General features: G+C 72.5%; 19 protein-coding genes and 1 riboswitch. Of the genes, 16 read left to right on the plus strand and 3 right to left on the minus strand.

Going from position 1 to position 23,333, the window contains the following annotated elements:
* Positions 1-159 precede the first annotated feature (159 nt).
* Both ACWCRD_RS21625 and ACWCRD_RS21630 read right to left on the minus strand, forming a co-directional pair.
* Positions 160-1,278: an alpha/beta hydrolase family protein gene (locus ACWCRD_RS21625; RefSeq protein ID WP_450967427.1), complete on the minus strand. Its 1,119-nt coding sequence runs from the start codon at positions 1,276-1,278 to the stop codon at positions 160-162.
* Between the two features lie 109 nt (positions 1,279-1,387).
* Positions 1,388-2,119: a class II aldolase/adducin family protein gene (locus ACWCRD_RS21630; protein WP_450967428.1), complete on the minus strand. Its 732-nt coding sequence runs from the start codon at positions 2,117-2,119 to the stop codon at positions 1,388-1,390.
* A 196-nt stretch (positions 2,120-2,315) separates the two neighbouring features.
* On the opposite strand from ACWCRD_RS21630, the gene ACWCRD_RS21635 reads away from it, so the two are divergent.
* The 10 genes from ACWCRD_RS21635 (at position 2,316) to cobI (ending at position 16,160) form a co-directional block, all read left to right on the plus strand.
* The gene (locus tag ACWCRD_RS21635; protein WP_450967429.1) at positions 2,316-3,065 is read left to right on the plus strand and encodes a lysozyme; all 750 of its coding nucleotides are present in this window, start codon (positions 2,316-2,318) and stop codon (positions 3,063-3,065) included.
* A 153-nt stretch (positions 3,066-3,218) separates the two neighbouring features.
* Positions 3,219-4,478 carry an anion permease gene (locus ACWCRD_RS21640; protein WP_450967430.1) on the plus strand — a complete coding sequence of 420 codons (1,260 nt, stop codon included), beginning with the start codon at positions 3,219-3,221 and terminating at the stop codon, positions 4,476-4,478.
* Between the two features lie 34 nt (positions 4,479-4,512).
* Positions 4,513-4,740 carry a hypothetical protein gene (locus ACWCRD_RS21645; RefSeq protein WP_115908926.1) on the plus strand — a complete coding sequence of 76 codons (228 nt, stop codon included), beginning with the start codon at positions 4,513-4,515 and terminating at the stop codon, positions 4,738-4,740.
* Positions 4,741-4,891: 151 nt separating this feature from the next.
* Positions 4,892-5,033, plus strand: a riboswitch (cobalamin riboswitch).
* Positions 5,034-5,133: 100 nt separating this feature from the next.
* Positions 5,134-6,186: a cobalamin biosynthesis protein gene (locus ACWCRD_RS21650; protein ID WP_450967431.1), complete on the plus strand. Its 1,053-nt coding sequence runs from the start codon at positions 5,134-5,136 to the stop codon at positions 6,184-6,186.
* The gene (locus ACWCRD_RS21655) at positions 6,183-7,694 is read left to right on the plus strand and encodes a cobyric acid synthase (RefSeq protein ID WP_351481692.1); all 1,512 of its coding nucleotides are present in this window, start codon (positions 6,183-6,185) and stop codon (positions 7,692-7,694) included. Before ACWCRD_RS21650 ends, ACWCRD_RS21655 begins: the two co-directional genes overlap by 4 nt.
* A complete protein-coding gene (cobN, locus tag ACWCRD_RS21660; protein WP_450967432.1) occupies positions 7,691-11,344 on the plus strand; it encodes a cobaltochelatase subunit CobN in 3,654 nt (1,217 codons plus the stop codon). The genes ACWCRD_RS21655 and cobN overlap by 4 nt, the downstream gene beginning before the upstream one ends.
* Positions 11,341-13,362, plus strand: a complete 2,022-nt coding sequence (locus ACWCRD_RS21665; RefSeq protein WP_450967433.1) for a putative cobaltochelatase — start codon at positions 11,341-11,343, stop codon at positions 13,360-13,362. The genes cobN and ACWCRD_RS21665 overlap by 4 nt, the downstream gene beginning before the upstream one ends.
* Entirely contained in the window at positions 13,362-13,961 is a 600-nt protein-coding gene (gene cobO, locus ACWCRD_RS21670; protein ID WP_450967434.1) for a cob(I)yrinic acid a,c-diamide adenosyltransferase, read from the plus strand. Before ACWCRD_RS21665 ends, cobO begins: the two co-directional genes overlap by 1 nt.
* A complete protein-coding gene (locus tag ACWCRD_RS21675) occupies positions 13,924-15,417 on the plus strand; it encodes a cobyrinate a,c-diamide synthase (protein WP_450967435.1) in 1,494 nt (497 codons plus the stop codon). The genes cobO and ACWCRD_RS21675 overlap by 38 nt, the downstream gene beginning before the upstream one ends.
* Positions 15,414-16,160, plus strand: a complete 747-nt coding sequence (cobI, locus tag ACWCRD_RS21680; protein WP_450967436.1) for a precorrin-2 C(20)-methyltransferase — start codon at positions 15,414-15,416, stop codon at positions 16,158-16,160. The genes ACWCRD_RS21675 and cobI overlap by 4 nt, the downstream gene beginning before the upstream one ends.
* Positions 16,161-16,171: 11 nt before the next feature.
* Here cobI and ACWCRD_RS21685 read toward each other — a convergent pair whose 3' ends face one another.
* Positions 16,172-16,900 carry a ZIP family metal transporter gene (locus tag ACWCRD_RS21685; protein ID WP_450967437.1) on the minus strand — a complete coding sequence of 243 codons (729 nt, stop codon included), beginning with the start codon at positions 16,898-16,900 and terminating at the stop codon, positions 16,172-16,174.
* A gap of 112 nt (positions 16,901-17,012) precedes the next feature.
* Between ACWCRD_RS21685 and cobM the strand changes: the two genes are divergently transcribed.
* Genes cobM through cobC form a run of 6 tightly spaced genes read left to right on the plus strand, consistent with a single transcriptional unit; the run spans position 17,013 to position 23,318 of the window.
* Complete coding sequence (gene cobM / locus ACWCRD_RS21690) at positions 17,013-17,831, plus strand: precorrin-4 C(11)-methyltransferase (RefSeq protein ID WP_450967438.1); 819 nt, start codon at positions 17,013-17,015, stop codon at positions 17,829-17,831.
* Complete coding sequence (cbiE, locus tag ACWCRD_RS21695; RefSeq protein WP_450967439.1) at positions 17,828-19,066, plus strand: precorrin-6y C5,15-methyltransferase (decarboxylating) subunit CbiE; 1,239 nt, start codon at positions 17,828-17,830, stop codon at positions 19,064-19,066. The genes cobM and cbiE overlap by 4 nt, the downstream gene beginning before the upstream one ends.
* Positions 19,063-20,754 (plus strand): precorrin-3B C(17)-methyltransferase, encoded by a 1,692-nt coding sequence (cobJ, locus tag ACWCRD_RS21700; protein WP_450967440.1) that lies wholly within the window; start codon positions 19,063-19,065, stop codon positions 20,752-20,754. Before cbiE ends, cobJ begins: the two co-directional genes overlap by 4 nt.
* On the plus strand, positions 20,751-21,341 hold the full coding sequence (locus tag ACWCRD_RS21705; RefSeq protein WP_450967441.1) for a precorrin-8X methylmutase: 591 nt from the start codon (positions 20,751-20,753) through the stop codon (positions 21,339-21,341). The genes cobJ and ACWCRD_RS21705 overlap by 4 nt, the downstream gene beginning before the upstream one ends.
* A complete protein-coding gene (locus ACWCRD_RS21710) occupies positions 21,338-22,264 on the plus strand; it encodes a sirohydrochlorin chelatase (protein ID WP_344403776.1) in 927 nt (308 codons plus the stop codon). Before ACWCRD_RS21705 ends, ACWCRD_RS21710 begins: the two co-directional genes overlap by 4 nt.
* Entirely contained in the window at positions 22,254-23,318 is a 1,065-nt protein-coding gene (cobC, locus tag ACWCRD_RS21715; RefSeq protein ID WP_450967442.1) for an Rv2231c family pyridoxal phosphate-dependent protein CobC, read from the plus strand. The genes ACWCRD_RS21710 and cobC overlap by 11 nt, the downstream gene beginning before the upstream one ends.
* The last annotated feature ends 15 nt before the right edge of the window (positions 23,319-23,333 follow it).

Consider the following 23,333-nt stretch of genomic DNA (forward strand, 5'->3'; position numbering starts at 1 on the left):
CGCGGGAAGGGGTGTGGGAGGGGGTCGCACAAGCGGCGTAAGGCACCGGCAGAAAGGAGCGTGCGGGCGGGGCGAGGGGTCGGCGGAACGGGTGCGCGAGCCCAGTGGAGCCGGGGTCGAAAAGGGTTGGCGAGCAGGGTGAGGCGCCGGCGGGAGCGGTCACATCAGCGGGGTGAGGAAGCGGCGGAGCGCTTCTTCGTAGGCCTCCGGGTCGGCGTTCCACATCGCCGAGTGGGGGGCGTTCGGGACCGTGCGCAGCGCGATCAGGTTGGGTCGGGCGTGGGCGAGCCGGCGGGAGTACTCCCAGGGGGCCAGGGTGTCGTCCGGGCCGTGGAATATCAGCGTCGGCACGGTGAGCTGCGCGGCCTCGGCGGTGCGCTCGCGCTCCATGCCGGTACGTCCCTGGGCGGCCCGGACGGCGAGCGGGAGCAGTGCGCCCGGTGTGCGGCGGGCGGCGGCGAGGGCGCGCAGTGTCGTGGCCCAGCTGAGCACCGGGGAGTCCAGGACCAGTCCGGAGATGCTGTCGCGCAGCCCGGAGTGGGCGGCGGCGCGCAGCGCCATGGTGGCGCCGGTCGACCAGCCGTGCAGCACGACCTGTTTGGCGCCGTGGCTGACGGCGTGCCGGATCGCGGCGTCCACGTCGCGCCACTCCGTCTCGCCGAGGTGGCCCAGGCCGTCCGGGGAGCGGGGTGCGCCGGGGTCGCCGCGGTAGGCGAGGGCGAGCACCGGGAAGCGCTGGCGGTGCAGGAACTCCATGACGTTCATGGCGAGTTCACGGGTGGCTCCCAGACCGTGCACGGCGATCACCCAGGTGTCCCGCACGCCGGGCACGAACCAGGCGGGCAGGGAGCCGAGTTCGCCGGGGATGTCGACGTCGGTGTGGGGCAGGCCGAGGGCGCTGCCCGGGTCACCGGTGTGCAGGTTGGGGGTCAGCCACACCTTGTCACCGGGCTCCAGGGTGCCGTGGGTGACCCGTTCCAGGCGGCGGACGACGGTGTCGGCGGAGTGGGTCGCCGTGGCGAGTACGGGGCCGACGACCGCGTGGGTGCCGTCGCCGGCGAGGCCGTAGGTGCCGGGCCGCATGGCCGCCAGGTCGCGGGTGAGCGCGATCTGGCCGGCGGCCGTGGCGTGCACGGTGAGCTGGGGTTCGGTGGGCAGGGGCCGGCCCGGCGGCGCCTTGAGCGCCGCGTCGCTCGCGAACCGGCCGGCGGCCACGCTTGCCGCGCCGGCCGCCAGGGCTACGGTGACGGCTGCAGCCGTCGCTTTGACTGTGCGCACCCGTCCAGTGTCCTGGTGGACCCGGCCACCGGCCAGCGGGGGGACGGGGCGGGGTGATGCGGATTACGGCGGGGTGCGCCCGCGCACTCCGCGTGCGGTTTCCCGGGCTTCACTTCCGTTGCCCGTAGCCCCGCAGCTTCTCCCCCGCCTCCGCCATCTGCTCGCGGGACAGCAGCGTCGGGGACATGCCCGGCACCGAGGAAGCCGTCAGCCACAGGCGGCACATCCACTCCAGTTGGGCGGTGCGGTCGTAGGCCTGGTCGAGGGTGGTGCCGTAGGCCATCGTGCCGTGGTTCTGCAGGAGGCAGGCGGTGCGGTCGGCGAGGGCGCGGAGCATGTTCTCGGCCAACTCGTCGCTGCCGTATGTCGCATAGGGGGCAACTCGGACGGCGCCGCCGAGGGCGGCGGCCATGTAGTGGATCGCCGGGAGCTCGGGGACCAGCGTCGAGACGGCCGTCGCGTGCACGGCGTGGGTGTGGACGACGGCGCGGGCGTCGGTGGTGCGGTGGATCGCAAGGTGCATGGGCAGTTCGCTCGTCGGGACGAGCGTGCCGAGCACCTGGCGGCCGTCGAGGTCGACGCCGGTCACGTCCTCGGGCGTGAGCCTGTCGTAGGGCACGCCCGACGGTGTGACCAGCACGGTGTCCCCGACGCGCACCGAGACATTGCCGGAGGTGCCGACGACGAGGCCGTCGGTGACCGTGCGGCGGGCCGTCGCGACGAGCGCTTCCCAGGCGTGCGCCACCTCGGCACTCACACGCCTCCCCCACCGCTCCGGCACGTCCTGCACACCTTCCCGCGCATCCCGTTCGCCTCGCTGGTCCCGCCGCTGCTCAGCCATGCCGCGATCCTGCCAGGCGCACCTCCGCCACGCCGCCGGGCGGGGGCACTTTAGGACGGAAGCCAGGCGTCCGAAAGTCCCCGTATAGGGACATATCCCCCTCTCTCCATGCTTGGCCGGAGATCATCTGGCATTCGACGACCTTCCAGTAATCTCCCCTTGTTTTGTCGTGCACGTCGCCATTCCGGGGGGAAATATGGCTCGTGATCACAAACCGCCGCGCCGCCGCACCCGCGCCCTCGCGGTCTCCGTGGCGGCACTCACCGTCACCGGGGCGGCCCTCGCCGGGCTTCCGGCCTCGGCGGCGAGCCTGCCGCAGGGGCACGACGTCTCTTCGCACCAGAGGAACGTCGACTGGCCGAGCGCGAAGGCCAAGGGCGCCAGGTTCGTCTACGTCAAGGCGACGGAGTCCACGGACTACCGCAATCCGTACTTCGGCCAGCAGTACGACGGCGCCCGCAGCGCCGGCATCATCCGCGGCGCGTACCACTTCGCACTGCCGGACAAGTCGTCGGGCAGGGCGCAGGCGGCGTACTTCGTGAACCACGGTGGCAGCTGGAGGCCGGACGGCTGGACGCTGCCACCCGCCCTCGACATCGAATACAACCCGTACAGCGCCAAGCACAGGTGCTACGGCCTGAGCAAGGCGCGCATGGTCGACTGGATCAAGTCGTTCAGCGGCGAGGTGAAGCGGCTCACCGGTCGCCACCCGGTGATCTACACGACCACCCACTGGTGGAACGCGTGCACCGGCGGAAGCGGCGCGTTCGCCTCGAACCACGCGCTGTGGATAGCCCGTCACGAGTCCGGGACCTCCGGTTCCCTGCCGGCCGGCTGGTCGTTCTGGACCTTCTGGCAGTACGACAACAGCGGCGGACTGCCGGGTGACCAGAATCTCTTCAACGGGTCACAGACCCAGCTGAGGAAGTTCGCCCGGGGCTACTGACCAAGGGGCACGCAGGGGCCGGGGGGTCGCCGGGACAGGACGGAGCGGCGCCCCCCTCATGCGGACATCGTGCAGCCGCCCTCAGTTCATCTTCCGTTCACCCAGGTTGCCTACGGTCAACCGACCGTTGACTTCGAACGATTGCCTGGGTAAATGGAAAACTTCTCGCTGATCCTCGCGATTGTGGTAGTGACCGCACTCGCGTTTGATTTCACGAACGGTTTCCACGACACCGCCAACGCGATGGCCACCACCATCTCGACCGGCGCGCTCAAGCCCAAGGTCGCGGTGGCCATGTCCGCCGTGCTGAACCTTGCGGGTGCCTTCCTCTCCGTGGAGGTCGCCAACACGATCTCCAAGGGTCTCGTCGACGAGACCGGCATACGTCCCGAGGTCATCTTCGCGGCGCTGGTCGGCGCGATCCTCTGGAACCTGCTGACCTGGCTCGTCGGGCTTCCCTCCAGTTCCTCGCACGCCCTGATGGGCGGCCTGATCGGCGCCACCGTCGCCTCGGCCGGCATGGGCGCGGTCCACGGTGACGTGCTCGTCACCAAGGTGCTCATCCCGGCGCTCGCCGCCCCGATCGTCGCGGGCCTCGCAGCGCTGCTCGCGACCCGGCTGTCGTATTCCCTGGGCACTCTCGGCAAGCAGGCCGACGGCAAGGCCGCCGAGAAGGGCTACCGCGTCGGCCAGATCGCCTCCGCCGGCCTGGTCTCGCTGGCCCACGGCACCAACGACGCACAGAAGACGATGGGCATCATCACCCTCGCCCTGGTCGCCGGCGGCGCCGTCGCTCCCAACTCCGACCCGCCCACCTGGGTCATCCTCTCCGCGGGCCTCGCCATCGCGCTCGGCACCTGGCTCGGCGGCTGGCGCATCATCCGCACCATGGGCAAGGGTCTGACCGAGCTCCAGCCGCAGCAGGGCTTCGCCGCCCAGACCAGTGCGGCCACGGTCATCCTGGCCTCCTCGCACCTCGGCTTCTCCCTCTCCACCACCCACTCCGTCTCCGGTTCGGTGATGGGCGCGGGCCTCGGCCGCAAGGGCGGAGTGGTCCGCTGGTCTACGGCGACCCGCATGCTCGTGGCCTGGTGCCTGACGCTGCCGGCCGCTGCGCTGGTCGGTGCGGGCGCGGAGTCCGTGACGGATCTCGGCGACTGGGGCACCGCCGTCGTCGCCGTCTTCCTGGTCGCCGCCAGCGCGGCCATCTGGAAGATCTCCCGGCGCGAGGTCGTCGACGCGTCGAACGTCAACGAGAGCGAGGAGCCGCCCGGCGTGGTGACCACGGCGATCGCCGCCGTGACCCCGCCCCCGGCGGGCACGGTGACCGAGGACCTGACGGCCACGATCCCCGCCCCGTCCTCCGTGACCGCCGTCCCCGACCCGGCGACCCCGCCGGCCGCGGCCGTCTGAGCCCGCCCACCCGGTACGAAGGAAGAGAAGCAGCATGAAGATCGACTGGGCAGCCCTGGGCTCCGTCTTCGGCGTCAGCCTCGCGGTCACGGTGGGCCTCGTGGCCCTGTTCACCCTCGGCATCATGGGCCTGTCGCGCCGCGAGCGGGCCGTGGCGCAGGGCAACTCGGCGTCCCTCGCGGTGGCCGGCGCGTACGTGGCCTTCGCGGGCTGCGCGGCGGCCGTGGCGTACGGAATCCATCTGGTGGTCACCAAGGCCTGAGGCCGCGGCCGGACCGGCCTTTCCCACCGTCCCTTGGGGCGAGGACGCACCCTTTCGTGCCTCCTCGCCCCATGGGTTTTTCATGCACGGTTCAGAGCGCCGGGTGTGGGCCTCAGCACACTCCCCCGTCGCAGGTCAACGGCAAGTTGACTGCCGTTCGGGGGCGTGGTGGACTGCCGAAGCCATCTACGGCGGCGCGAGAGGAAGCCGGTGCAAGTCCGGCGCGGTCCCGCCACTGTCACCGGGGTAGTAAGCCCCGGGAGCCAGGAACTCTCACCGCCGGTCTCGTCGAACCAGGGCGTGGACACCCTGAGTGAGGACATGTCGCCATGCCAGCCTGCCGTTTGAGGTTCAGGACCAGGTCGCTGCTCGACCCCACGGCCGGCTGAGCCGATGCGTGCCGATCGCGTCTTCGCGTACGGCGCCGCCGCCGGCCTCCTCGGTGACCATCTGCTCGGCGATCCGCGCCGTGGGCATCCGGTCGCCCTGTTCGGACGGGCCGCCGGGGCCGTGGAGCGGGTGTTGTGGCGGGACCATCGCGGGCGGGGCGCGCTGCACACCGCCGTGTGCGCCGGGAGCGCCATCGCGCTCGGTGTCGTCGCGCAGCGGGCCCTACGTCCGTCCCGTGCCGCCTCCCTCGCACTGACCGCGGCCGCCACCTGGGCCGTCGTCGGGGGGACTTCGCTCGCGCGCGAGGCCCGTGGCATCGGGCGTGCGCTGGAGGCCGGGGACGTCGAGGGCGCCCGGGCCAGGCTGCCGCATCTGTGCGGGCGGGATCCGCAGGCCCTGGACGCCGACGGGATCGCGCGGGCGGTTGTGGAGTCCGTCGCCGAGAACACGTCCGATGCCGTCGTGGGGGCGCTGGTGTGGGGGGCCGTGGGCGGGGTGCCGGGACTGCTCGGGTTCCGGGCCGTCAACACGCTCGACGCCATGGTGGGGCACAAGTCGGCCAAGTACCGGCGGTACGGGTGGGCTTCGGCGCGGCTGGACGATGTCGCGGGGTGGCCGGGGGCCCGTCTGACCGCCGTGCTGGCGGCCGTCGCGGGGGGTGACCGCCGGGGGGCGGTGCGGGTGTGGCGTTCTGACGCCGCGAAGCATCCCAGCCCCAACGCCGGGCCCGTGGAGGCGTCGTTCGCCGGGGCGCTGGGGGTGCGGCTGGGCGGGACCTTGTCGTATGGGGGGCGGGTCGAGCATCGGCCTGTGCTGAACGCGGAGGGGCGGGCTGTGGAGGTCGGGGACATCGAGCGGGCTGTGCGGTTGTCGCGGCGGGTGGGGTGGCTGGCGTTGGGGGTCAGTGCGGCTGGGGCGGTGCTGCGGGGCCGGGTCGCACGGCGCCCGGCGGTGGGGGCTGTGCCCACCCTCCCCCACTCTCGGCTTCACTCGAGCGGGGGGACCCCCATCGCCCCAGCGGAACGACTGCCCACAGCCTTCGGCGGTGCGTCATGAGCGGCGGGGGGCTTCTTGTTGCCGGTACGACCTCCGATGCCGGGAAGAGTGTCGTCACCGCCGGGATCTGTCGTTGGCTGGTGCGGCAGGGGGTCAAGGTTGCGCCCTTCAAGGCGCAGAACATGTCCCTGAATTCGTTCGTGACGCGCGAGGGTGCCGAGATCGGGCGGGCTCAGGCCATGCAGGCGCAGGCCTGCCGGGTCGAACCGACCGCGCTGATGAACCCCGTGCTGCTCAAGCCCGGTGGCGAGCAGAGCAGCCAGGTCGTGCTGATGGGCAAGCCCGTCGGCGAGCTGAGTGCGCGCGGGTATCACGGTGGGCGGCAGCAGCAGCTTCTGGGGACCGTGCTCGACTGTCTCGCCGAGTTGCGGGGCACGTATGACGCCGTGATCTGTGAGGGTGCGGGTTCTCCCGCCGAGATCAACCTGCGCCGGACCGACATCGTGAACATGGGGATCGCCCGCAACGCACGGCTTCCCGTGCTCGTGGTCGGTGACATCGACCGCGGCGGGGTCTTCGCCTCCTTCTTCGGAACCGTCGCCCTGCTCTCGCCCGAGGACCAGGAGCTGGTCGCCGGGTTCCTCGTCAACAAGTTCCGGGGTGACGTCAGCCTCCTGGAGCCAGGGCTGGACATGCTGCACGGCCTCACCGGACGGCGCACCTACGGCGTCCTGCCCTTCCAGCACGGCCTCGGCATCGACGAGGAGGACGGGTTGCGGGTCTCGCTCCGGGGGACGGTGCGGGAGTCGAACGTGGCGCCGCCCGTCGGCGAGGACGTGCTGCGGGTCGCCGTGTGCGCGATCCCGCTGATGTCCAACTTCACCGACGTGGACGCCCTGGCCGCCGAACCGGGCGTCGTGGTGCGGTTCGTGGACCGGCCCGAGGAACTCGCCGACGCCGACCTCGTCGTCGTACCGGGGACCCGGGGAACGGTGAAGGCCCTGGAGTGGCTGCGCGAGCGGGGACTTGCCGACGCCCTGGTCCGCAGGGCCGCCGAACAGCGGCCCGTCCTCGGCATCTGCGGTGGCTTCCAGGTGCTCGGCGAGCACATCGAGGACGAGGTCGAGAGCCGGCGCGGGCATGTCGAAGCGCTCGGAGTGCTGCCCGTGCGGGTGCGGTTCGCCCGCGAGAAGACCCTCACCCGGCCCGTCGGGGAAGCCCTCGGCGAGCACGTCGAGGGATACGAGATCCATCACGGGGTCGCCGACATAGGCGGAGGGGAAGCCTTCCTGGACGGCATCCGCGTCGGGCAGACCTGGGGCACGCACTGGCACGGTTCGCTGGAGTCGGACGGCTTCCGGCGGGCCTTTCTGCGCGAGGTGGCGGCCGCCGCGGGCCGTCGTTTCGTACCGGCGCCCGACACCTCGTTCGCCGCGCTGCGCGAGGAGCAGCTCGACCGGCTCGGCGACCTGATCGAACAACACGCGGACACGGACGCGCTGTGGCGGCTCATCGAGTCGGGCGCGCCGCAAGGACTGCCTTTCATTCCACCGGGAGCGCCCGCATGAGCACAGTGTTGTTGTTGTCGACCGCCGACACGGATCTGTTGGCCGCCCGGGCCTCGTCCGGTGCCGACTACCGGATCGGCAACCCGACCCGGGTGGATGTGACGGAGGAGCTGCCCGGCCTCCTCGACGGCGCCGACATCGCCGTCGTACGGCTGCTGGGCGGGAAGCGGGCCTGGGAGGACGGGCTCGCCGCGCTCAGGGCGTCCGGGATCCCGACCGTGCTGCTCGGCGGGGAGGCCGTCCCCGACGCAGAGCTGATGGCCGAGTCGTCCGTGCCCGCCGGTGTCGTGGCGGAGGCGCTCAGGTACCTCGTCGAGGGCGGGCCCGCCAACCTGACGGAACTCGCCCGGTTCCTGTCCGACACCGTGCTGCTGACCGGCGAGGGTTTCGTCGAGCCGCAGAAGATGCCGGAATACGGCATCCACGGCGAGCGCCCGTTCGTCGAGGGCCGCCCGACCGTCGGCGTGCTCTTCTACCGGGCCCATGAGCTGAGCGGCAACACCGCCTTCGTGGACACCCTGTGCGACGCGATCGAGGCGAAGGGCGCCAACGCCCTTCCCGTCTACTGCGGTTCGCTGCGCGGTGCGGACGCCGGGCTGTACGAGATCCTCGGCCGGACCGACGCCCTGGTCGCCACCGTCCTCGCCGCCGGCGGCACACATGCCTCGCAGGCATCGGCCGGCGGTGACGAGGAGGCCTGGGACATCGGGGCACTCGCCGATCTCGACGTCCCCGTCCTGCAAGGCCTCTGCCTGACGTCGTCGCGTGAGGCCTGGGACGAGTCGGACGCCGCCCTGTCCCCCATGGACGCAGCGATGCAGGTCGCGATCCCAGAGTTCGACGGGCGGCTGATCACCGTGCCGTTCTCCTTCAAGGAGCAGGGCCCGGACGACGTGCCCGTGTACGTCGCCGACCCTGAGCGGGCCGCGCGGGTCGCCGGGATCGCCGTACGGCACGCGCAGTTGAAGCACAAGCCGAACGCCGACAAGAAGCTCGCTCTCGTCTTCACCGCGTACCCGACCAAGCACTCGCGGGTCGGCAACGCGGTCGGTCTGGACACTCCCGCGTCGGCGGTGCGGGTCCTGGACGCCCTGAAGGCCGCCGGGTACTCGCTCACCGAATACCCCTCCGGCGGCGACGAGCTGATCCACCGGCTCATCGCGGCCGGCGGTCACGACGTGGAGTGGCTGACCGAGGAGCAGCTTGCCGCCGCGCCCGCGCGTGTGCCGCTCGCGGACTACCGGGCGTGGTTCGACAAGCTCGACCCGGAGCTCAGGGACGGGATGCTTCAGGCGTGGGGCGAGCCGCCGGGCAGTCTGTACGTCGACGGGGAGGACATCGTCCTCGCCTCCCTCCAGTTCGGGAACGTCGTCGTGATGATCCAGCCCCCGCGCGGCTTCGGCGAGAACCCCATCGCGATCTACCACGACCCCGACATGCCGCCCTCGCACCACTACATGGCGGCCTACCGGTGGCTCGACAACACGTTCGGCGCCGACGCGATCGTCCACATGGGCAAGCACGGCACGATGGAGTGGCTGCCCGGCAAGGGGCTCGGGCTCAGCGGCGGATGCGCGCCGGACGCGGTGCTCGGTGAACTGCCGCTGATCTACCCGTTCATCGTCAACGACCCCGGTGAGGGCACCCAGGCCAAGCGGCGCGGGCACGCCACGGTCGTCGACCACCTCGTACCGCCGATGGCCCGTGCCGACACCTACGGCGACCTGGCCAAGCTGGAGCAGCTGCTCGACGAGTACGCGCTCGTCTCCGACCTGGACCCGACGAAGGCCCCGGCGGTGCGGGCGCAGATCTGGACGCTGGTGAAGGCGGCCGAGCTGCACCACGACCTGCATGTGGACGAGCAGCCGGACGAGGACGAGTTCGACGAGTTCGTCATGCACATCGACGGCTATCTGTGCGAGATCAAGGACGTGCAGATCCGCGACGGACTGCACATCCTGGGCGGCGGGCCGGTCGGCGAGCCGCGGGTGAACCTCGTGCTGGCCGTGCTGCGCGCCTCGCAGGTGTGGGGCGGGCAGGCGAACGCGCTGCCGGGGCTCAGGGCTTCGCTGGCCGCTCATTTCGGGCTGGTCGAGAAGGAGTTGCTCGCCGAGCCCGGTGCGCCGGTGAAGGTGCCGGTCGAGCTGAGCGATCTGGTCGAGGGCCCCTCCCGTACGGCCGCCGACGCCATCGACCTGCTGGAGCAGCTGTGCCGGCGGATCGCGGAGGGCATGGAGGCACGGGACTGGGACGTCGCGCTCGCCCCGGCCCTCGTACGCGGGGTGCTCGGCGCCGAACTCCCGGACGCCGTCGCGGTGCTGGAGTTCGCCTGCACCGAGGTGGTGCCGCGGCTGGCCCGTACGACGGACGAGATCGGCCACATCCTCAAGGCGCTCGACGGCGGTTACGTCCCGGCCGGTCCGTCCGGTTCGCCGACCCGCGGTCTGGTGAACGTCCTTCCGACGGGCCGGAACTTCTACTCGGTCGACCCCAAGGCCATTCCCTCCAGGCTGAGCTGGGAGGTCGGCCAGTCCCTTGCCGAGTCCCTCGTCCAGCGGTATCTGCAGGACACCGGCGAATACCCGAAGTCCGTCGGCCTGACGGTGTGGGGTACCTCCGCGATGCGCACGCAGGGCGACGACATCGCCGAGATCCTCGCCCTGCTGGGCTGCCGTCCCGTCTGGGACGACGCCTCGCGCCGGGTGACCGGTTTCGAGGTGATCCCCCTGGCGGAGCTGGGGCGCCCGCGCATCGACGTCACCGTCCGTATCTCCGGGTTCTTCCGTGACGCCTTCCCGCACGTCGTCGGGCTGATCGACGATGCCGTCCGCCGGGTCGCCGAGCTGGAGGAGCCCGCCGAGCAGAACTTCGTGCGCGCCCACGCCGACGAGGACACGGCACAGCACGGCGACCGGCGCCGCGCGACCTCCCGGATCTTCGGCTCCAAGCCGGGCGCCTACGGTGCCGGGCTGCTGCCGCTGATCGACGCCCGCAACTGGCGCTCCGACGCCGACCTGGCCGAGGTGTACGCCGTCTGGGGCGGCTACGCGTACGGGCGAGGGCTCGACGGCCGGGCGGCCCGCGGGGACATGGAGACCGCGTTCAAGCGGATCAACGTCGCCGCGAAGAACGTCGACACCCGCGAGCACGACCTCGTCGACGCCGACGACTACTTCCAGTACCACGGCGGCATGGTCGCCATGGTGCGGCACCTGACGGGCGAGAGCCCCGAGGCGTACGTCGGTGACTCCGCCACCCCCGACCAGGTGAAGACCCGGACGCTGGGCGAGGAGACGCACCGCGTGTTCCGCGCGCGTGTCGTCAACCCGCGCTGGATGGCTGCCATGCGGCGGCACGGCTACAAGGGCGCCTTCGAGATGGCGGCGACCGTCGACTACCTCTTCGGGTACGACGCCACGGCCGGCGTCGTGGACGACTGGATGTACGAGAAGCTCAGCGCCGAGTACGTCTTCGCCCCGGAGAACCGGGAGTTCATGAAGCAGTCCAACCCGTGGGCGCTGCGCGGTATCACCGAGCGCCTGCTGGAGGCCGCGGACCGTGGGCTGTGGGCGGAGCCGGACGCTCAGACGCTGGAGCAGCTGCGCGCCACGTACCTGGAGCTGGAAGGCGACTTGGAGGGCGACCAGTGACCACCCCCTTCCCCTTTACGGCCGTCGTCGGCCAGGACGACCTGCGGCTCGCGCTGCTGCTGAACGCCGTGTCACCGGCGGTCGGCGGTGTGCTGGTGCGCGGCGAGAAGGGCACCGCCAAGTCGACGGCGGTGCGGGCGCTCTCGGCGCTGCTGCCGGAGGTGGCCGTCGTCCCCGGGTGCCGTTTCTCCTGCGACCCCGCGGCACCGGACCCGTCCTGCCCGGACGGACCGCACGAGCCGGGAGCGGGCACGGAGCGCCCCTCCCGCATGGTCGAGCTGCCGGTCGGTGCCTCGGAGGACCGCCTCGTGGGCGCGCTGGACATCGAGCGGGCGCTCGCCGAGGGCGTCAAGGCCTTCGAGCCCGGTCTGCTCGCGGACGCGCACCGCGGGATCCTCTACGTCGACGAGGTCAACCTGCTTCATGACCATCTCGTCGACCTGCTGCTGGACGCGGCCGCGATGGGGGCGTCGTACGTCGAGCGCGAGGGCGTCTCGGTCCGGCATGCCGCGCGTTTCCTGCTCGTCGGCACGATGAACCCCGAAGAGGGCGAACTGCGGCCGCAGTTGCTCGACCGGTTCGGATTGACGGTGGAAGTCGCGGCCTCGCGGGAGCCCGACCAGCGGGTGGAGGTCGTACGGCGCAGACTCTCCTACGACGACGATCCGACCGGTTTCGCGGCCCGCTGGGCGGACGAGGAGGCTTCTGTACGTCAACGGATCGTCGCCGCACGGGAGTTGTTGCCGTCGGTGCGGCTCGGCGACGGGGCGCTCCGGCAGATCGCGGCGACCTGCGCCGCCTTCGAGGTGGACGGCATGCGCGCCGACATCGTGATGGCGCGCACGGCCACCGCGCTGGCCGCCTGGGCGGGGCGGACCGAGGTGCTCGCCGAGGACGTACGGCAGGCGGCACTGCTCGCGCTGCCGCACCGCAGGCGCCGTAACCCCTTCGACGCGCCGGGGCTCGACGAGGACAAGCTCGACGAGACGCTGGAGGAGTTCTCCGACGAAGACGATCCCGACCCGGACCCGGACCCGGACCCGGACCCGGACGGTGGCGGGCCGGGCAGTGGCGGGCAGCCGCCCTCCGGGGACTCGGACGGGCCGCAGGGCGGTGACACCGACGCGCGGCCGGAGGCCGGGGAGGGCGGGCAGCCGCAGGCCTCGGGCGCTGCCGAGCAGTCCGCCGTACGGGCCTCGGAGCCCTTCCGTACCAAGGTGCTGAGCGTGCCCGGGATCGGTGAGGGGGCCGCCGGGCGGCGTTCGCGGGCGCGGACGGAGCACGGGCGGACGACCGGCGCGCGGCGGCCTCGGGGGGCGCTCACCAAGCTGCACCTGGCGGCGACCGTGCAGGCCGCCGCGCCGCATCAGCGGGCGCGGGGGCGGTCGGGGCCGGGGCTGGTCGTACGGCGGGACGATCTGCGGCAGGCGACCCGGGAGGGGCGCGAGGGGAATCTCGTGCTGTTCGTGGTCGACGCGTCGGGGTCGATGGCGGCCCGGCAGCGGATGAGCGCCGTGAAGGGGGCCGTGGTGTCGCTGCTGCTGGATGCGTATCAGCGGCGGGACAAGGTGGGGCTGGTGACGTTCCGGGGGTCGGCCGCCGAGGTCGCGCTGCCCCCGACCTCGTCCGTGGACGCCGCGGCGGTGCGGCTGGAGTCGTTGCCGACCGGTGGGCGTACACCGCTCGCCGCCGGGCTGCTGCGCGCGCACGACGTGCTGCGGGTGGAGCGGTTGCGGGATCCGGCGCGGCGGGCGCTGGTCGTGGTGGTGACGGACGGGCGGGCCACCGGCGGTCCGGAACCGGTCGCGCTCGCCGGGCGGGCCGCCCGGCTGTTCGCGGCCGAGGGAATCGCCTCCGTGGTCGTCGACTGCGAGTCGGGGCCGGTGCGGCTGGGGCTCGCCGGGCAGCTCGCGGGTGAGCTCGGGGGGACGGCGGTGACGCTCGACGAGTTGCGGGCGGACTCCATCGCCGGGCTGGTCAGGGATGTACAGGGTGGGACGAAGAGGAGGGCCGCGTAATGCCGCAGGGGCAGCCGAGTGTGGTGCCGGACGACGGGCTGACGACTCGTCAGCGTCGTAACCGGCCGCTGGTCGTCGTGCACACGGGCATCGGGAAGGGCAAGTCCACGGCCGCCTTCGGTCTGGCGCTGCGGGCCTGGAACCAGGGGTGGCCGATCGGGGTGTTCCAGTTCGTCAAGTCGGCGAAGTGGAAGGTCGGCGAGGAGAACGCGCTGCGGGTGCTCGGCGCCTCCGGCGAGGGCGGGACCGTCGACTGGCACAAGATGGGCGAGGGCTGGTCCTGGGTGCAGCGGGACTCCCAGATGGACAACGAGGAGAAGGCCCGGGAGGGCTGGGAGCAGGTCAAGCGGGACCTCGCCGCGGAGACGTACCGGCTGTATGTGCTCGACGAGTTCGCGTACCCGATGCACTGGGGGTGGGTGGACACCGATGAGGTCGTCCACGTGCTGCGGAACCGGCCCGGGACCCAGCATGTGGTGATCACCGGGCGGAACGCGCCCGAGAAACTCGTCGGGTCCGCCGATCTCGTCACCGACATGTCCAAGGTCAAGCATCCGATGGATGCCGGTCAGAAGGGGCAGAGGGGCATCGAGTGGTGATGTCGTCGTGAGTTCCTCCCTGTCCTCCATCCCTCGGCTGGTCATTGCCGCGCCCTCCTCGGGCAGCGGCAAGACCACCGTTGCCACGGGGTTGATGGCCGCGTTCGCCGCGCGGGGACTTGCCGTGTCCCCGCACAAGGTCGGGCCGGACTACATCGACCCCGGGTATCACGCGCTCGCCACCGGGCGGGTGGGGCGGAACCTCGACGCGTATCTGTGCGGGCCGGAGCTGGTGGGGCCGTTGTTTCTGCACGGGGCTCGTGGGTGTGACATCGCCGTCGTCGAGGGTGTGATGGGGATGTTCGACGGGGCCGCGGGGGAGGGTGAACTGGCGTCCACCGCTCATGTGGCGAAGCTGTTGCGGGCACCGGTGGTGCTGGTGGTCGACGCGTCGTCGCAGTCCCGGTCCGTGGCGGCGTTGGTGCATGGGTTTGCGTCCTGGGATCCGGAGGTGCGGGTCGGGGGCGTGATCCTCAACAAGGTTGCTTCCGATCGGCATGAGGAGTTGTTGCGGGAGGCGTTGGAGTCCGCAGGGGTGCCGGTGTTCGGGGTGCTGCGGCGGGTGGCTCAGGTGGATACGCCTTCGCGGCACCTTGGGTTGGTGCCTGTTGCCGAGCGGCGGGCTGCGGCGGTCGATGCCGTTGCGGCGATGGCCGCGCAGGTCTTCGACGGGTGTGATCTGGAGGCGCTGGTTGCACTGGCGCGCAGTGCGGGTGCGTTGTCTTGTGCGGCATGGGATGCGGCTGAGGTGCTCGCTTCTTCGCCCCCGCCGCCCCTTCCCGTCCCGACCCTGGGGGCTGCGCCCCCAGACCCCCGCTTTCGGCCTGAACGGCCTCGTCCTCAAACGCCGGACGGGCTGGTGGTTGCCGTTGCCGGTGGGGCGGCCTTCACCTTCTCCTACGCCGAGCACAGTGAACTGCTCGCTGCCGCAGGGGCCGAAGTAGTCCCGTTCGATCCGCTCCGTGATGAGCAACTGCCCGATGGGACACGGGGGTTGGTCATCGGTGGGGGGTTTCCCGAAGTGTACGCGAGCGAGCTGTCCGCCAATGAACCGCTGCGCAAAGCCGTCGCCGCGCTGGCGGAGGGCGGGGCTCCCGTTGCTGCCGAGTGTGCCGGGCTGCTGTATCTGTGCCGGGAGCTCGACGGGCAGCCCATGTGCGGGGTGCTCGATGCGAGGGCGCGCATGAGCGGGCGGCTCACTCTCGGGTACCGGGACGCCGTGGCCGTCGGTGACAGTGTGCTGGCGCCCGCCGGGACCCGGATGCGGGGGCACGAGTTTCATCGGACGGTCGTCGAGCCGGGGGCGGGAGCGGCTCCCGCCTGGGGTGTGCGCGCCCCTGCGCCGCGGGTCGAAGGCTTCGTACAACAAGGTGTGCACGCCAGTTATCTGCACACGCACTGGGCGTCCGAGCCCGGTGTCGCCCGTCGGTTCGTGGAGAGGTGCCGGACGTCATGACCAGCAGCAGCGAGAGCAGTAGGTTGATCGGGGTCGGGGTGGGCCCGGGGGATCCCGAGCTGGTGACCGTCAAGGGGGTCAATGCTCTGCGGGCCGCCGATGTCGTCGTCGTGCCCGTCATGGACACCTTGGAACGGGGGCGGGCCGAGGCCACCGTCTTGCACTACGTGCCCGCGGAGAAGGTCGTGCGGGTCGTGTTCGCGCTGAACGAGCGCAGTGACCGCGGGCGGCGGGAGGCTGCCTGGGACGCGGCCGGGGAGCGGGTCGCGCAGTTGCTGCGGGAGCGGGGCGTCGTCGCGTTCGCCACCATCGGTGATCCCAATGTCTATTCGACCTTCACCTATCTCGCGCAGACCATCACCGAGCTGGTGCCGGGGACCGGCATCGAGACCGTGCCGGGGATCACCGCCATGCAGGATCTCGCGGCGCGCTCGGGTGCCGTGCTCACGGAAGGCACCGAGCCGCTCACCCTCGTGCCCGTCACCGCCGGGGCCGCCGTGCTGAAGGACGCCCTCAACGGGCCGGGCACGGTCGTCGCGTACAAGTTCGGGCGGCAGGCCGGCGAGGTCGCCGAGGCCTTGCGCGAGACCGGGCGGATCGACGAAGCCGTGTGGGGCTCCGCGCTCGGGCTGGAGTCGCAGTCCATCCGGCCGGCGTCCCAGCTCGACGGCGAGCCCCTGCCCTACCTCTCCACGCTCATCGCGCCCGCGCCGCGCGACGGCGGGCGCGGCGGCAAGCTGTGACCGGCGCCGGCTCACCCGGCCAGGCCGACCACCAGCCAGATGAACGCCGCCCCCGCCACCGTGCACAGCAGCGTCGAGCGGGCGGGGTGTTCGTGGTGCGCCTCGGGGAGGATCTCGGCGGCGGCGAGGTAGAGGAGTACGCCGCCGAACAGGCCGAGGTAGCCGCCGAGCAGGCCCTTCGGGATGGTGACGAACGCCGCCGAGGCCGCGCCGGCCACCGGGGCCACCGCGTCCGCGAACAGCATGGTCAGGGCCTTGCGGCGGGCGTTTCCGTACAGGCTGGTGATCGTGTACGTGTTGAAGCCGTCCGCGAAGTCGTGGGCGACCACCGCCAGCGTGACCGCCGTGCCCATGCCGCCGCCGACCTGGAAGGCCGCGCCGATCGCCACGCCGTCCATGTAGCTGTGGCCGACCATCGCCGCGGCCGCCGTGAGGCCCACCTCGGGCGCGCGTCCGTTGCTCTCCTCCCCGCCGTGCGAGGCCTGGCGGGCGGCCAGCAGGCGTTCCACCAGATGGGCCAGCAGAAAGCCGACCACGAACAGCAGCAGGGCCGCCGGTACACCGAAGACCTCTTCACCCGCCGCCTTGAGCGCCTCCGGCAGCAGGTCCAGGCCGACGACACCCAGCATCAGTCCGCCGGCCAGCCCCAGAACCAGGTGGCGGCGGTCGGTCACACGCTGTGCCGTCCAGCCGCCGGCCAGCGTCATCAGGAACGCGCCGAGCGCGACGAAGACCGCCATACGCCCTTGCTATCCGATCAACCCCCGTTCACGCACGTCCGACGGCAATAACCACACCACACTCGTAACCCCAAGAGCCCGACCCAGAGCTTTGCTAGAGAGGACCGTTCCCATGGCCGATGCCCCCACCGGCAAGGTGACCTTCGTCGGTGCCGGCCCCGGCGCCGCCGACCTGTTGACGTTCCGTGCCGCGCGCGCGATCGCCGAGGCCGACGTCGTGATCTGGGCGGCGAGCCTGGTGCAGGCGGAGGTCCTCGAGCACGCGCGCGAGGACGCGGAGATCCTCGACTCGGCGACGATGTCGCTGGAGGACGTCGTCGCCGTCTACGAGCGCGCCCATCACACCGGCCTGAAGGTCGCCCGCATTCACTCCGGGGATCCCGCTCTTTGGGGTGGTACGCAGGAGCAGCTCGACCGGTGTGCGCGGATCGGCATCGAGACGGAGGTCGTGCCCGGTGTGTCCGCCTTCTCGGCCGTCGCCGCGCTCGCGCAGCGCGAGTTGACCATCCCGGAGGTCGCGCAGTCCGTCGTGCTGACCCGGCTCGGCGGCGGCAAGACGCCGATGCCGCCCGGGGAGGAGGTGCGGGAGTTCGCCAAGCACGGCACCACCATGGCGATCTTCCTGTCCGCCGCGCGCAGCGGGCAGCTGGTGCGGGAGCTGCTGGAGGGCGGCTATCCGACGTCCACTCCGGTCGTCGTCGCCTACCAGGCGACCTGGCCGGAGGAGCTGGTCGTGCGGTGCACGATCGGGACGCTGGAGGAGACGGTCAAGGAGCACAAGCTCTGGAAGCACACCCTCTTCCTGGTCGGCCCGGCGCTGGACGCCGAGGGCACGCGCTCGCACCTGTACCACCCCGGCCACTTCCACGGCTACCGCAAGGCCGACCCTCAGGCCCGCAGGGCCCTGCGCTCGCGGGGTGCCAGTACGTGATCACGGTCGTCGGTACGGGGACGGGCACACCCGTTCCCCCGGAAGCGGTGGCGGGGGCCGAGCTCGTGGTGGGCGGGCGACGGCACCTGGACGCCGTGCGGCTGCCCGAGACCGCCGAGCGGATCGTGCTCGGGCCGCTGGCGCCCGCCCTGGACACCATGGAGGAGTACGTCGGCAAGGACCGGCGGGTGGTCGTGCTGGCCTCCGGCGACCCCGGGTTCTTCGGGATCGTGCGGGCGCTCGCCGAGCGGTTCGGTGCGGAGCGTCTGGACGTACGGCCGGGTGTCTCCTCCGTCGCCACCGCCTTCGCGCGGCTGGGGCTGACCTGGGACGACGCGGTCGTCGTCAGCGCGCACGGGCGCGATCCGCGCACGGCCGTCAACATGTGCCGGGCGCACCCGAAGGTGGCCGTGCTGACCGGGCCCGGCGCCGGTCCGGCCGAGTTGGGCGCCGCGCTCGCCCGAACCGCGCCCGGCCGGGTCCTCTTCGTCGCCTCCGCGCTGGGCTCAGGCGAGGAGCGCCTGGAGCGGGTCTCCCCCGCCGAGGCCGCGCGCCGCGACTGGGGTACGGCGGTGAGTGTCGTCCTGTGCCTGGACGAGACGCGGGCGCTCGGTCCCGTACGGACGCTCGCCGGGGCGGCCGTACGGCCCTCCGGGTGGGCCCTGGACGAGGGCGAGTTCGCGCACCGCGACTCGATGATCACCAAGTTCGAGGTACGGGCGCTGGCCCTGGCCCGGCTCGGACCTCGCCCCGGCGACCTGGTCTGGGACGTCGGCTCCGGCTCGGGATCCGTGGCCGTGGAGTGTGCGCGGCTTGGCGCCGCCGTCAGCGCCGTCGAGAAGGCGCCGGACGGGGTGGAGCGGATCCGCGCCAACGCGGGTGCGCACGGCGTCGACGTGCACGTGGTGCATGGGACCGCGCCGGACGCGCTGGATCGACTCGACGATCCTGACGCCGTGTTCGTCGGGGGCGGGGGGCGCGAGCTGCCGGACATCGTGCGTGTGTGCGCGCGGCGGGCGCGGCGGACGGTCGTGGTCGCCATGGCCGCACTGGACCGGGTGCCCGCGGTGCGCACGGCGCTCACCGAGTCCGGGTTCGACTGCGACGGGGTGCTGCTGCAGTCCTCGCGGCTCGCACCGCTGCCGGGTGACGTGACCCGGCTGGCGGCGACCAATCCGGTTTTCCTGCTGTGGGGGGCCAGAACCCCCGTTTCTCATGAAGGAGTTGCCCTGTGATCGGCCTCATTTCCGCCACCGCGGCGGGGGCGGCGGCGCGCGACCGGCTGGCCGCGGCGTGGCCGGACCGCACGCGCGTGTACGAGGGTCCCGTCGGGGACGCCGTACGGGCCGCGTTCGCGGAGTGCGAGCAGCTCGTGTGTTTCCTGGCGACGGGGGCCGTCGTACGGCTCGTGGCGCCCCTGCTCGGCGACAAGGCGTCCGACCCGGGTGTGGTGTGCGTCGACGAGGGCGGGCGGTACGCCGTGTCGCTGGTGGGCGGGCACGGGGGTGGTGCCAATGAACTCGCCGAGCGGGTGGGCGAGTTGTTGGGTGCCGAGCCCGTGGTGACCACGGCGACGGACGCGGTCGGCATTCCCGGCCTGGACACGCTCGGCTTCCCGGTGGAGGGCGACGTGGCCGGTGTGACGCGGGCGCTGCTGGACGGCGAGCCGGTCGCGCTGGACGCCGAACTGGCGTGGCCGCTGCCACCGGTGCCGTTCGCCCCGCAGGGCAGGCACACCGTCCGGCTCACGGACCGTGCGGTCGAACCCGCCGCCGGGGAGGTGCTGCTCCGTCCGCCGTCCCTCGTCGTCGGCGTGGGCGCGTCCAAGGGTGCCCCCGTCGAGGAGGTGCTCGGCCTGGTCGAGAGCGCGTTGCGGGACGCGGGACTGTCTCCTCGTAGCCTCGCCGAACTGGCGACCGTGGACGCCAAGCGGGACGAACCCGGCATCGTCGAGGCGGCCGCGCGGCTCGGGGTTCCCCTGGTGACGTACTCCGCCGAGGAGTTGGCGACGGTCGAGGTCCCCAATCCCTCCGACGCCCCGCTCACCGCTGTGGGCACTCCTTCCGTCGCCGAGGCCTCCGCGCTCGCCCGTGGCGGTGAACTCCTCGTCCCCAAGCGGAAGTCGGCCCGTGCGGACGGGCACGCCTCCATGGCGACCTGCGCCGTCGTACGGCGTGCGGCGCGCGGGCGGCTCGCGGTGGTCGGGCTCGGTCCCGGCGCCCGCGATCTGCTCACCCCGCGCGCCACCGGCGAACTGCGGCGCGCCTCCGTGCTCGTAGGGCTCGACCAGTACGTCGACCAGATCCGCGATCTGCTGCGGCCCGGCACCCGGATCCTGGAGTCCGGGCTCGGCGCCGAGGAGGAGCGGGCCCGGACCGCGGTGGCCGAGGCCCGGAAGGGGCAGGCGGTCGCGCTGATCGGCAGCGGCGACGCCGGCGTGTACGCCATGGCCTCCCCCGCGCTCGCCGAGGCCTCCGACGACATCGACGTGACCGGCGTGCCGGGCGTCACCGCCGCGCTCGCGGCCGGGGCGATCCTGGGCGCGCCGCTCGGCCACGACCACGTGTCCATCAGCCTCTCCGACCTGCACACGCCGTGGGAGGTCATCGAGCGGCGGGTGCGCGCGGCGGCCGAGGCGGATCTCGTGGTGACCTTCTACAACCCCCGTTCCCGGGGCCGTGACTGGCAGCTGCCGAAGGCGCTCGCGATCCTCGCGGAGCACCGGGAGCCGACGACGCCGGTCGGGGTCGTACGCAACGCGTCGCGGCCGGACGAATCAAGCCGGGTGACCGACCTGGGCTCCCTGGACCCGGCGACGGTCGACATGATGACGGTCGTGACCGTGGGCAACACGGCGACCCGTGAGATCGCGGGACGCATGGTGACGCCGCGCGGCTACCGCTGGCAGGAGGCCGCCCAGTGAACCGTGTGGTCCACCCGATCGAGCAGGAGTCCTACCGGCGGCTGCGGGCCCGCCTGGACACCTCGCACTTCCCGCCGCTGACGCGGGCGGTGGTGGAGCGGGTCGTCCACTCCGCCGCCGACCTCGACTACGCGACCGATCTCGTCATGGACGAGGCCGCCCTGGAAAAGGCGTACGCCGCCCTGCACGGCGGGGCGCCCGTCGTCGTGGACGTGGAGATGGTCGCGGCCGGGATCACCCGGCGCGAGACGGTCTGCCGGCTCAGGGACGCCGTCGCCGGTCCGGGACTGACCCGCTCGGCGCACGCGATACGGCTCGCCTACGAACAGGTCGGGCCGGGCGCCCTCTGGGTGATCGGCAACGCGCCGACCGCCCTGGAGGAGCTGCTGACCCTGGACACCTCCCCCGCACTCGTCATCGGCCTGCCCGTCGGCTTCGTCGGCGCGGTCGAGTCCAAGGCCGCGTTGCGCGAGAGCGGGCTGCCCGCCGTGAGCAACGTGTCCGAGAAGGGCGGCTCGGCGGTCGCGTCGGCCGCTCTGAACGCCCTGCTGTACCACCCCACTTCGTACTCCGAGGAGACATCGTGACCACCCCGCCGCCCGCCCTGCTCATCGCCGGTCACGGCACCCGGGACGAGGCCGGAGCCGAGGCGTTCCGCGACTTCGTACGGCAGCTGGGCGACCGCCACCCCGACCTGCCCGTCGCGGGCGGCTTCATCGAGCTGTCGCCGCCGCCGCTGGGCGAGGCGGTCGCCGAACTGGTGGAGCGGGGGGTACGGCGTTTCGCCGCCGTGCCGCTGATGCTGGTCTCCGCCGGGCACGCCAAGGGTGACATCCCGGCGGCCCTGTCCCGCGAGAAGGAGCGCCACCCGGGGATCTCCTACACGTACGGGCGCCCGCTGGGCCCGCACCCCTCGCTGCTGTCGGTCCTGGAGCGGCGGCTGGACGAGGCGCTCGGCGGGACCGCGCGGACGCCTCAGGACCGGGCCGACGTCACCGTGCTGCTGGTGGGCCGCGGGTCCACCGACCCGGACGCCAACGCCGAGGTGTACAAGGCGGCGCGGCTGCTGTGGGAGGGGCGCGGGTACGCGGGCGTGGAGACGGCGTTCGTGTCGCTGGCGGCGCCGGACGTGCCGAGCGGCCTGGACCGGTGCGCGAAGCTGGGTGCGCGCCGGATCGTCGTCCTCCCCTACTTCCTGTTCACCGGCATCCTGCCGGACCGCGTGCGGCAGCAGACCGAGGGCTGGGCGGCCGCGCACCCGGAGGTCGAGGTGCGCTCCGCGGACGTCATCGGCCCGGAGCCGGAGCTGCTCGATCTGGTGATGGAGCGGTACGAGGAGGCCGTCAAGGGCGATCTGCGCATGAACTGCGACTCGTGCGTGTACCGGATCGCGCTGCCGGGCTTCGAGGACAAGGTGGGGCTGCCGCAGCAGCCGCACTTCCACCCGGACGACGACGGTCACCACCACCACGGTCACCACCACCACGGCGGACACGCCCATGCGCACTGAGCACGATCTCCGTCACCACGGCGACGCCGAGGTGCGCGACGACGGCTCCGCCCTGGTCGACCTGGCGGTGAACGTCCGCGCGGACACCCCGCCCGCCTGGCTGCGCGAGCGCATAGCCGGTTCGCTCGGCTCCCTCGCGGCCTATCCCGACGGACGGGCCGCGCGGGCGGCGGTGGCGGGGCGGCACGGCCTCCCGGTGGAGCGGGTGCTGCTGACGGCCGGTGCCGCCGAGGCCTTCGTGCTGCTCGCCCGGGCCCTGAAGGTGCGCCGACCGGTCGTCGTGCACCCGCAGTTCACGGAGCCGGAGGCGGCCCTGCGGGACGCGGGCCACACGGTGGACCGGGTGCTGCTGCGCGAGGAGGACGGCTTCCGCCTCGACCCGGCGGCGGTCCCCGAGGACGCGGACCTGGTGGTGATCGGCAACCCCACGAACCCGACCTCCGTCCTGCACCCCGCCGCGACCGTCGCCCAACTCGCCCGTCCCGGGCGGACGTTGGTCGTGGACGAGGCGTTCATGGACGCGGTGCCGGGTGAGCGGGAGGCGCTGGCGGGGCGGACGGACGTGCCGGGGCTGGTGGTCCTGCGCAGCCTCACCAAGACCTGGGGGCTGGCCGGCCTGCGGATCGGCTACGTCCTCGCCGCCCCCGAGACGATCGCGGAACTGGAGCGCGCCCAGCCCCTGTGGCCGGTGTCCACACCCGCGCTGGCCGCCGCCGAGGCCTGCATGCAACCACAGGCCCTGGCGGAGGCGGCACACGCGGCCCACCGCATCGCCGCCGACCGGGCCCATCTCGTAGCCGGGCTGGGCGAGTTCGCCTCGGACGGGCTGCGGGTGACACAGCCCGCCGAGGGCCCCTTCGTGCTCATACGACTGCCTGGGGCGACCGAGGTACGCCGGCATCTGCGGGACCTGGGTTACGCGGTACGGCGCGGGGACACGTTCCCAGGACTGGGCGAGGAGTGGCTACGCCTGGCGGTGCGGGACCGGACGACGGTCAACGCCTTCCTTCAGGCACTGGACCAAGCGCTGACGCTGGCGTCACCGGTTCGGTAGCGCCCCGAAGGGGCG

This window comes from Streptomyces sp. NPDC002092 (assembly GCF_053593775.1).

What these genes read in the sequence shown, in the direction of transcription:
- ACWCRD_RS21630 (WP_450967428.1), bottom strand. Translation starts at nt 2,119, where the DNA reads ATGGCTGAGCAGCGGCGGGACCAGCGAGGCGAACGGGATGCGCGGGAA.
- ACWCRD_RS21640 (WP_450967430.1), top strand. Translation starts at nt 3,219, where the DNA reads ATGGAAAACTTCTCGCTGATCCTCGCGATTGTGGTAGTGACCGCACTC.
- ACWCRD_RS21675 (WP_450967435.1), top strand. Translation starts at nt 13,924, where the DNA reads ATGCCGGTCAGAAGGGGCAGAGGGGCATCGAGTGGTGATGTCGTCGTG.
- ACWCRD_RS21635 (WP_450967429.1), top strand. Translation starts at nt 2,316, where the DNA reads ATGGCTCGTGATCACAAACCGCCGCGCCGCCGCACCCGCGCCCTCGCG.
- ACWCRD_RS21685 (WP_450967437.1), bottom strand. Translation starts at nt 16,900, where the DNA reads ATGGCGGTCTTCGTCGCGCTCGGCGCGTTCCTGATGACGCTGGCCGGC.
- ACWCRD_RS21650 (WP_450967431.1), top strand. Translation starts at nt 5,134, where the DNA reads ATGCGTGCCGATCGCGTCTTCGCGTACGGCGCCGCCGCCGGCCTCCTC.
- cobO (WP_450967434.1), top strand. Translation starts at nt 13,362, where the DNA reads ATGCCGCAGGGGCAGCCGAGTGTGGTGCCGGACGACGGGCTGACGACT.
- cobN (WP_450967432.1), top strand. Translation starts at nt 7,691, where the DNA reads ATGAGCACAGTGTTGTTGTTGTCGACCGCCGACACGGATCTGTTGGCC.
- ACWCRD_RS21645 (WP_115908926.1), top strand. Translation starts at nt 4,513, where the DNA reads ATGAAGATCGACTGGGCAGCCCTGGGCTCCGTCTTCGGCGTCAGCCTC.
- cobM (WP_450967438.1), top strand. Translation starts at nt 17,013, where the DNA reads ATGGCCGATGCCCCCACCGGCAAGGTGACCTTCGTCGGTGCCGGCCCC.
- ACWCRD_RS21655 (WP_351481692.1), top strand. Translation starts at nt 6,183, where the DNA reads ATGAGCGGCGGGGGGCTTCTTGTTGCCGGTACGACCTCCGATGCCGGG.
- cobC (WP_450967442.1), top strand. Translation starts at nt 22,254, where the DNA reads ATGCGCACTGAGCACGATCTCCGTCACCACGGCGACGCCGAGGTGCGC.
- cobI (WP_450967436.1), top strand. Translation starts at nt 15,414, where the DNA reads ATGACCAGCAGCAGCGAGAGCAGTAGGTTGATCGGGGTCGGGGTGGGC.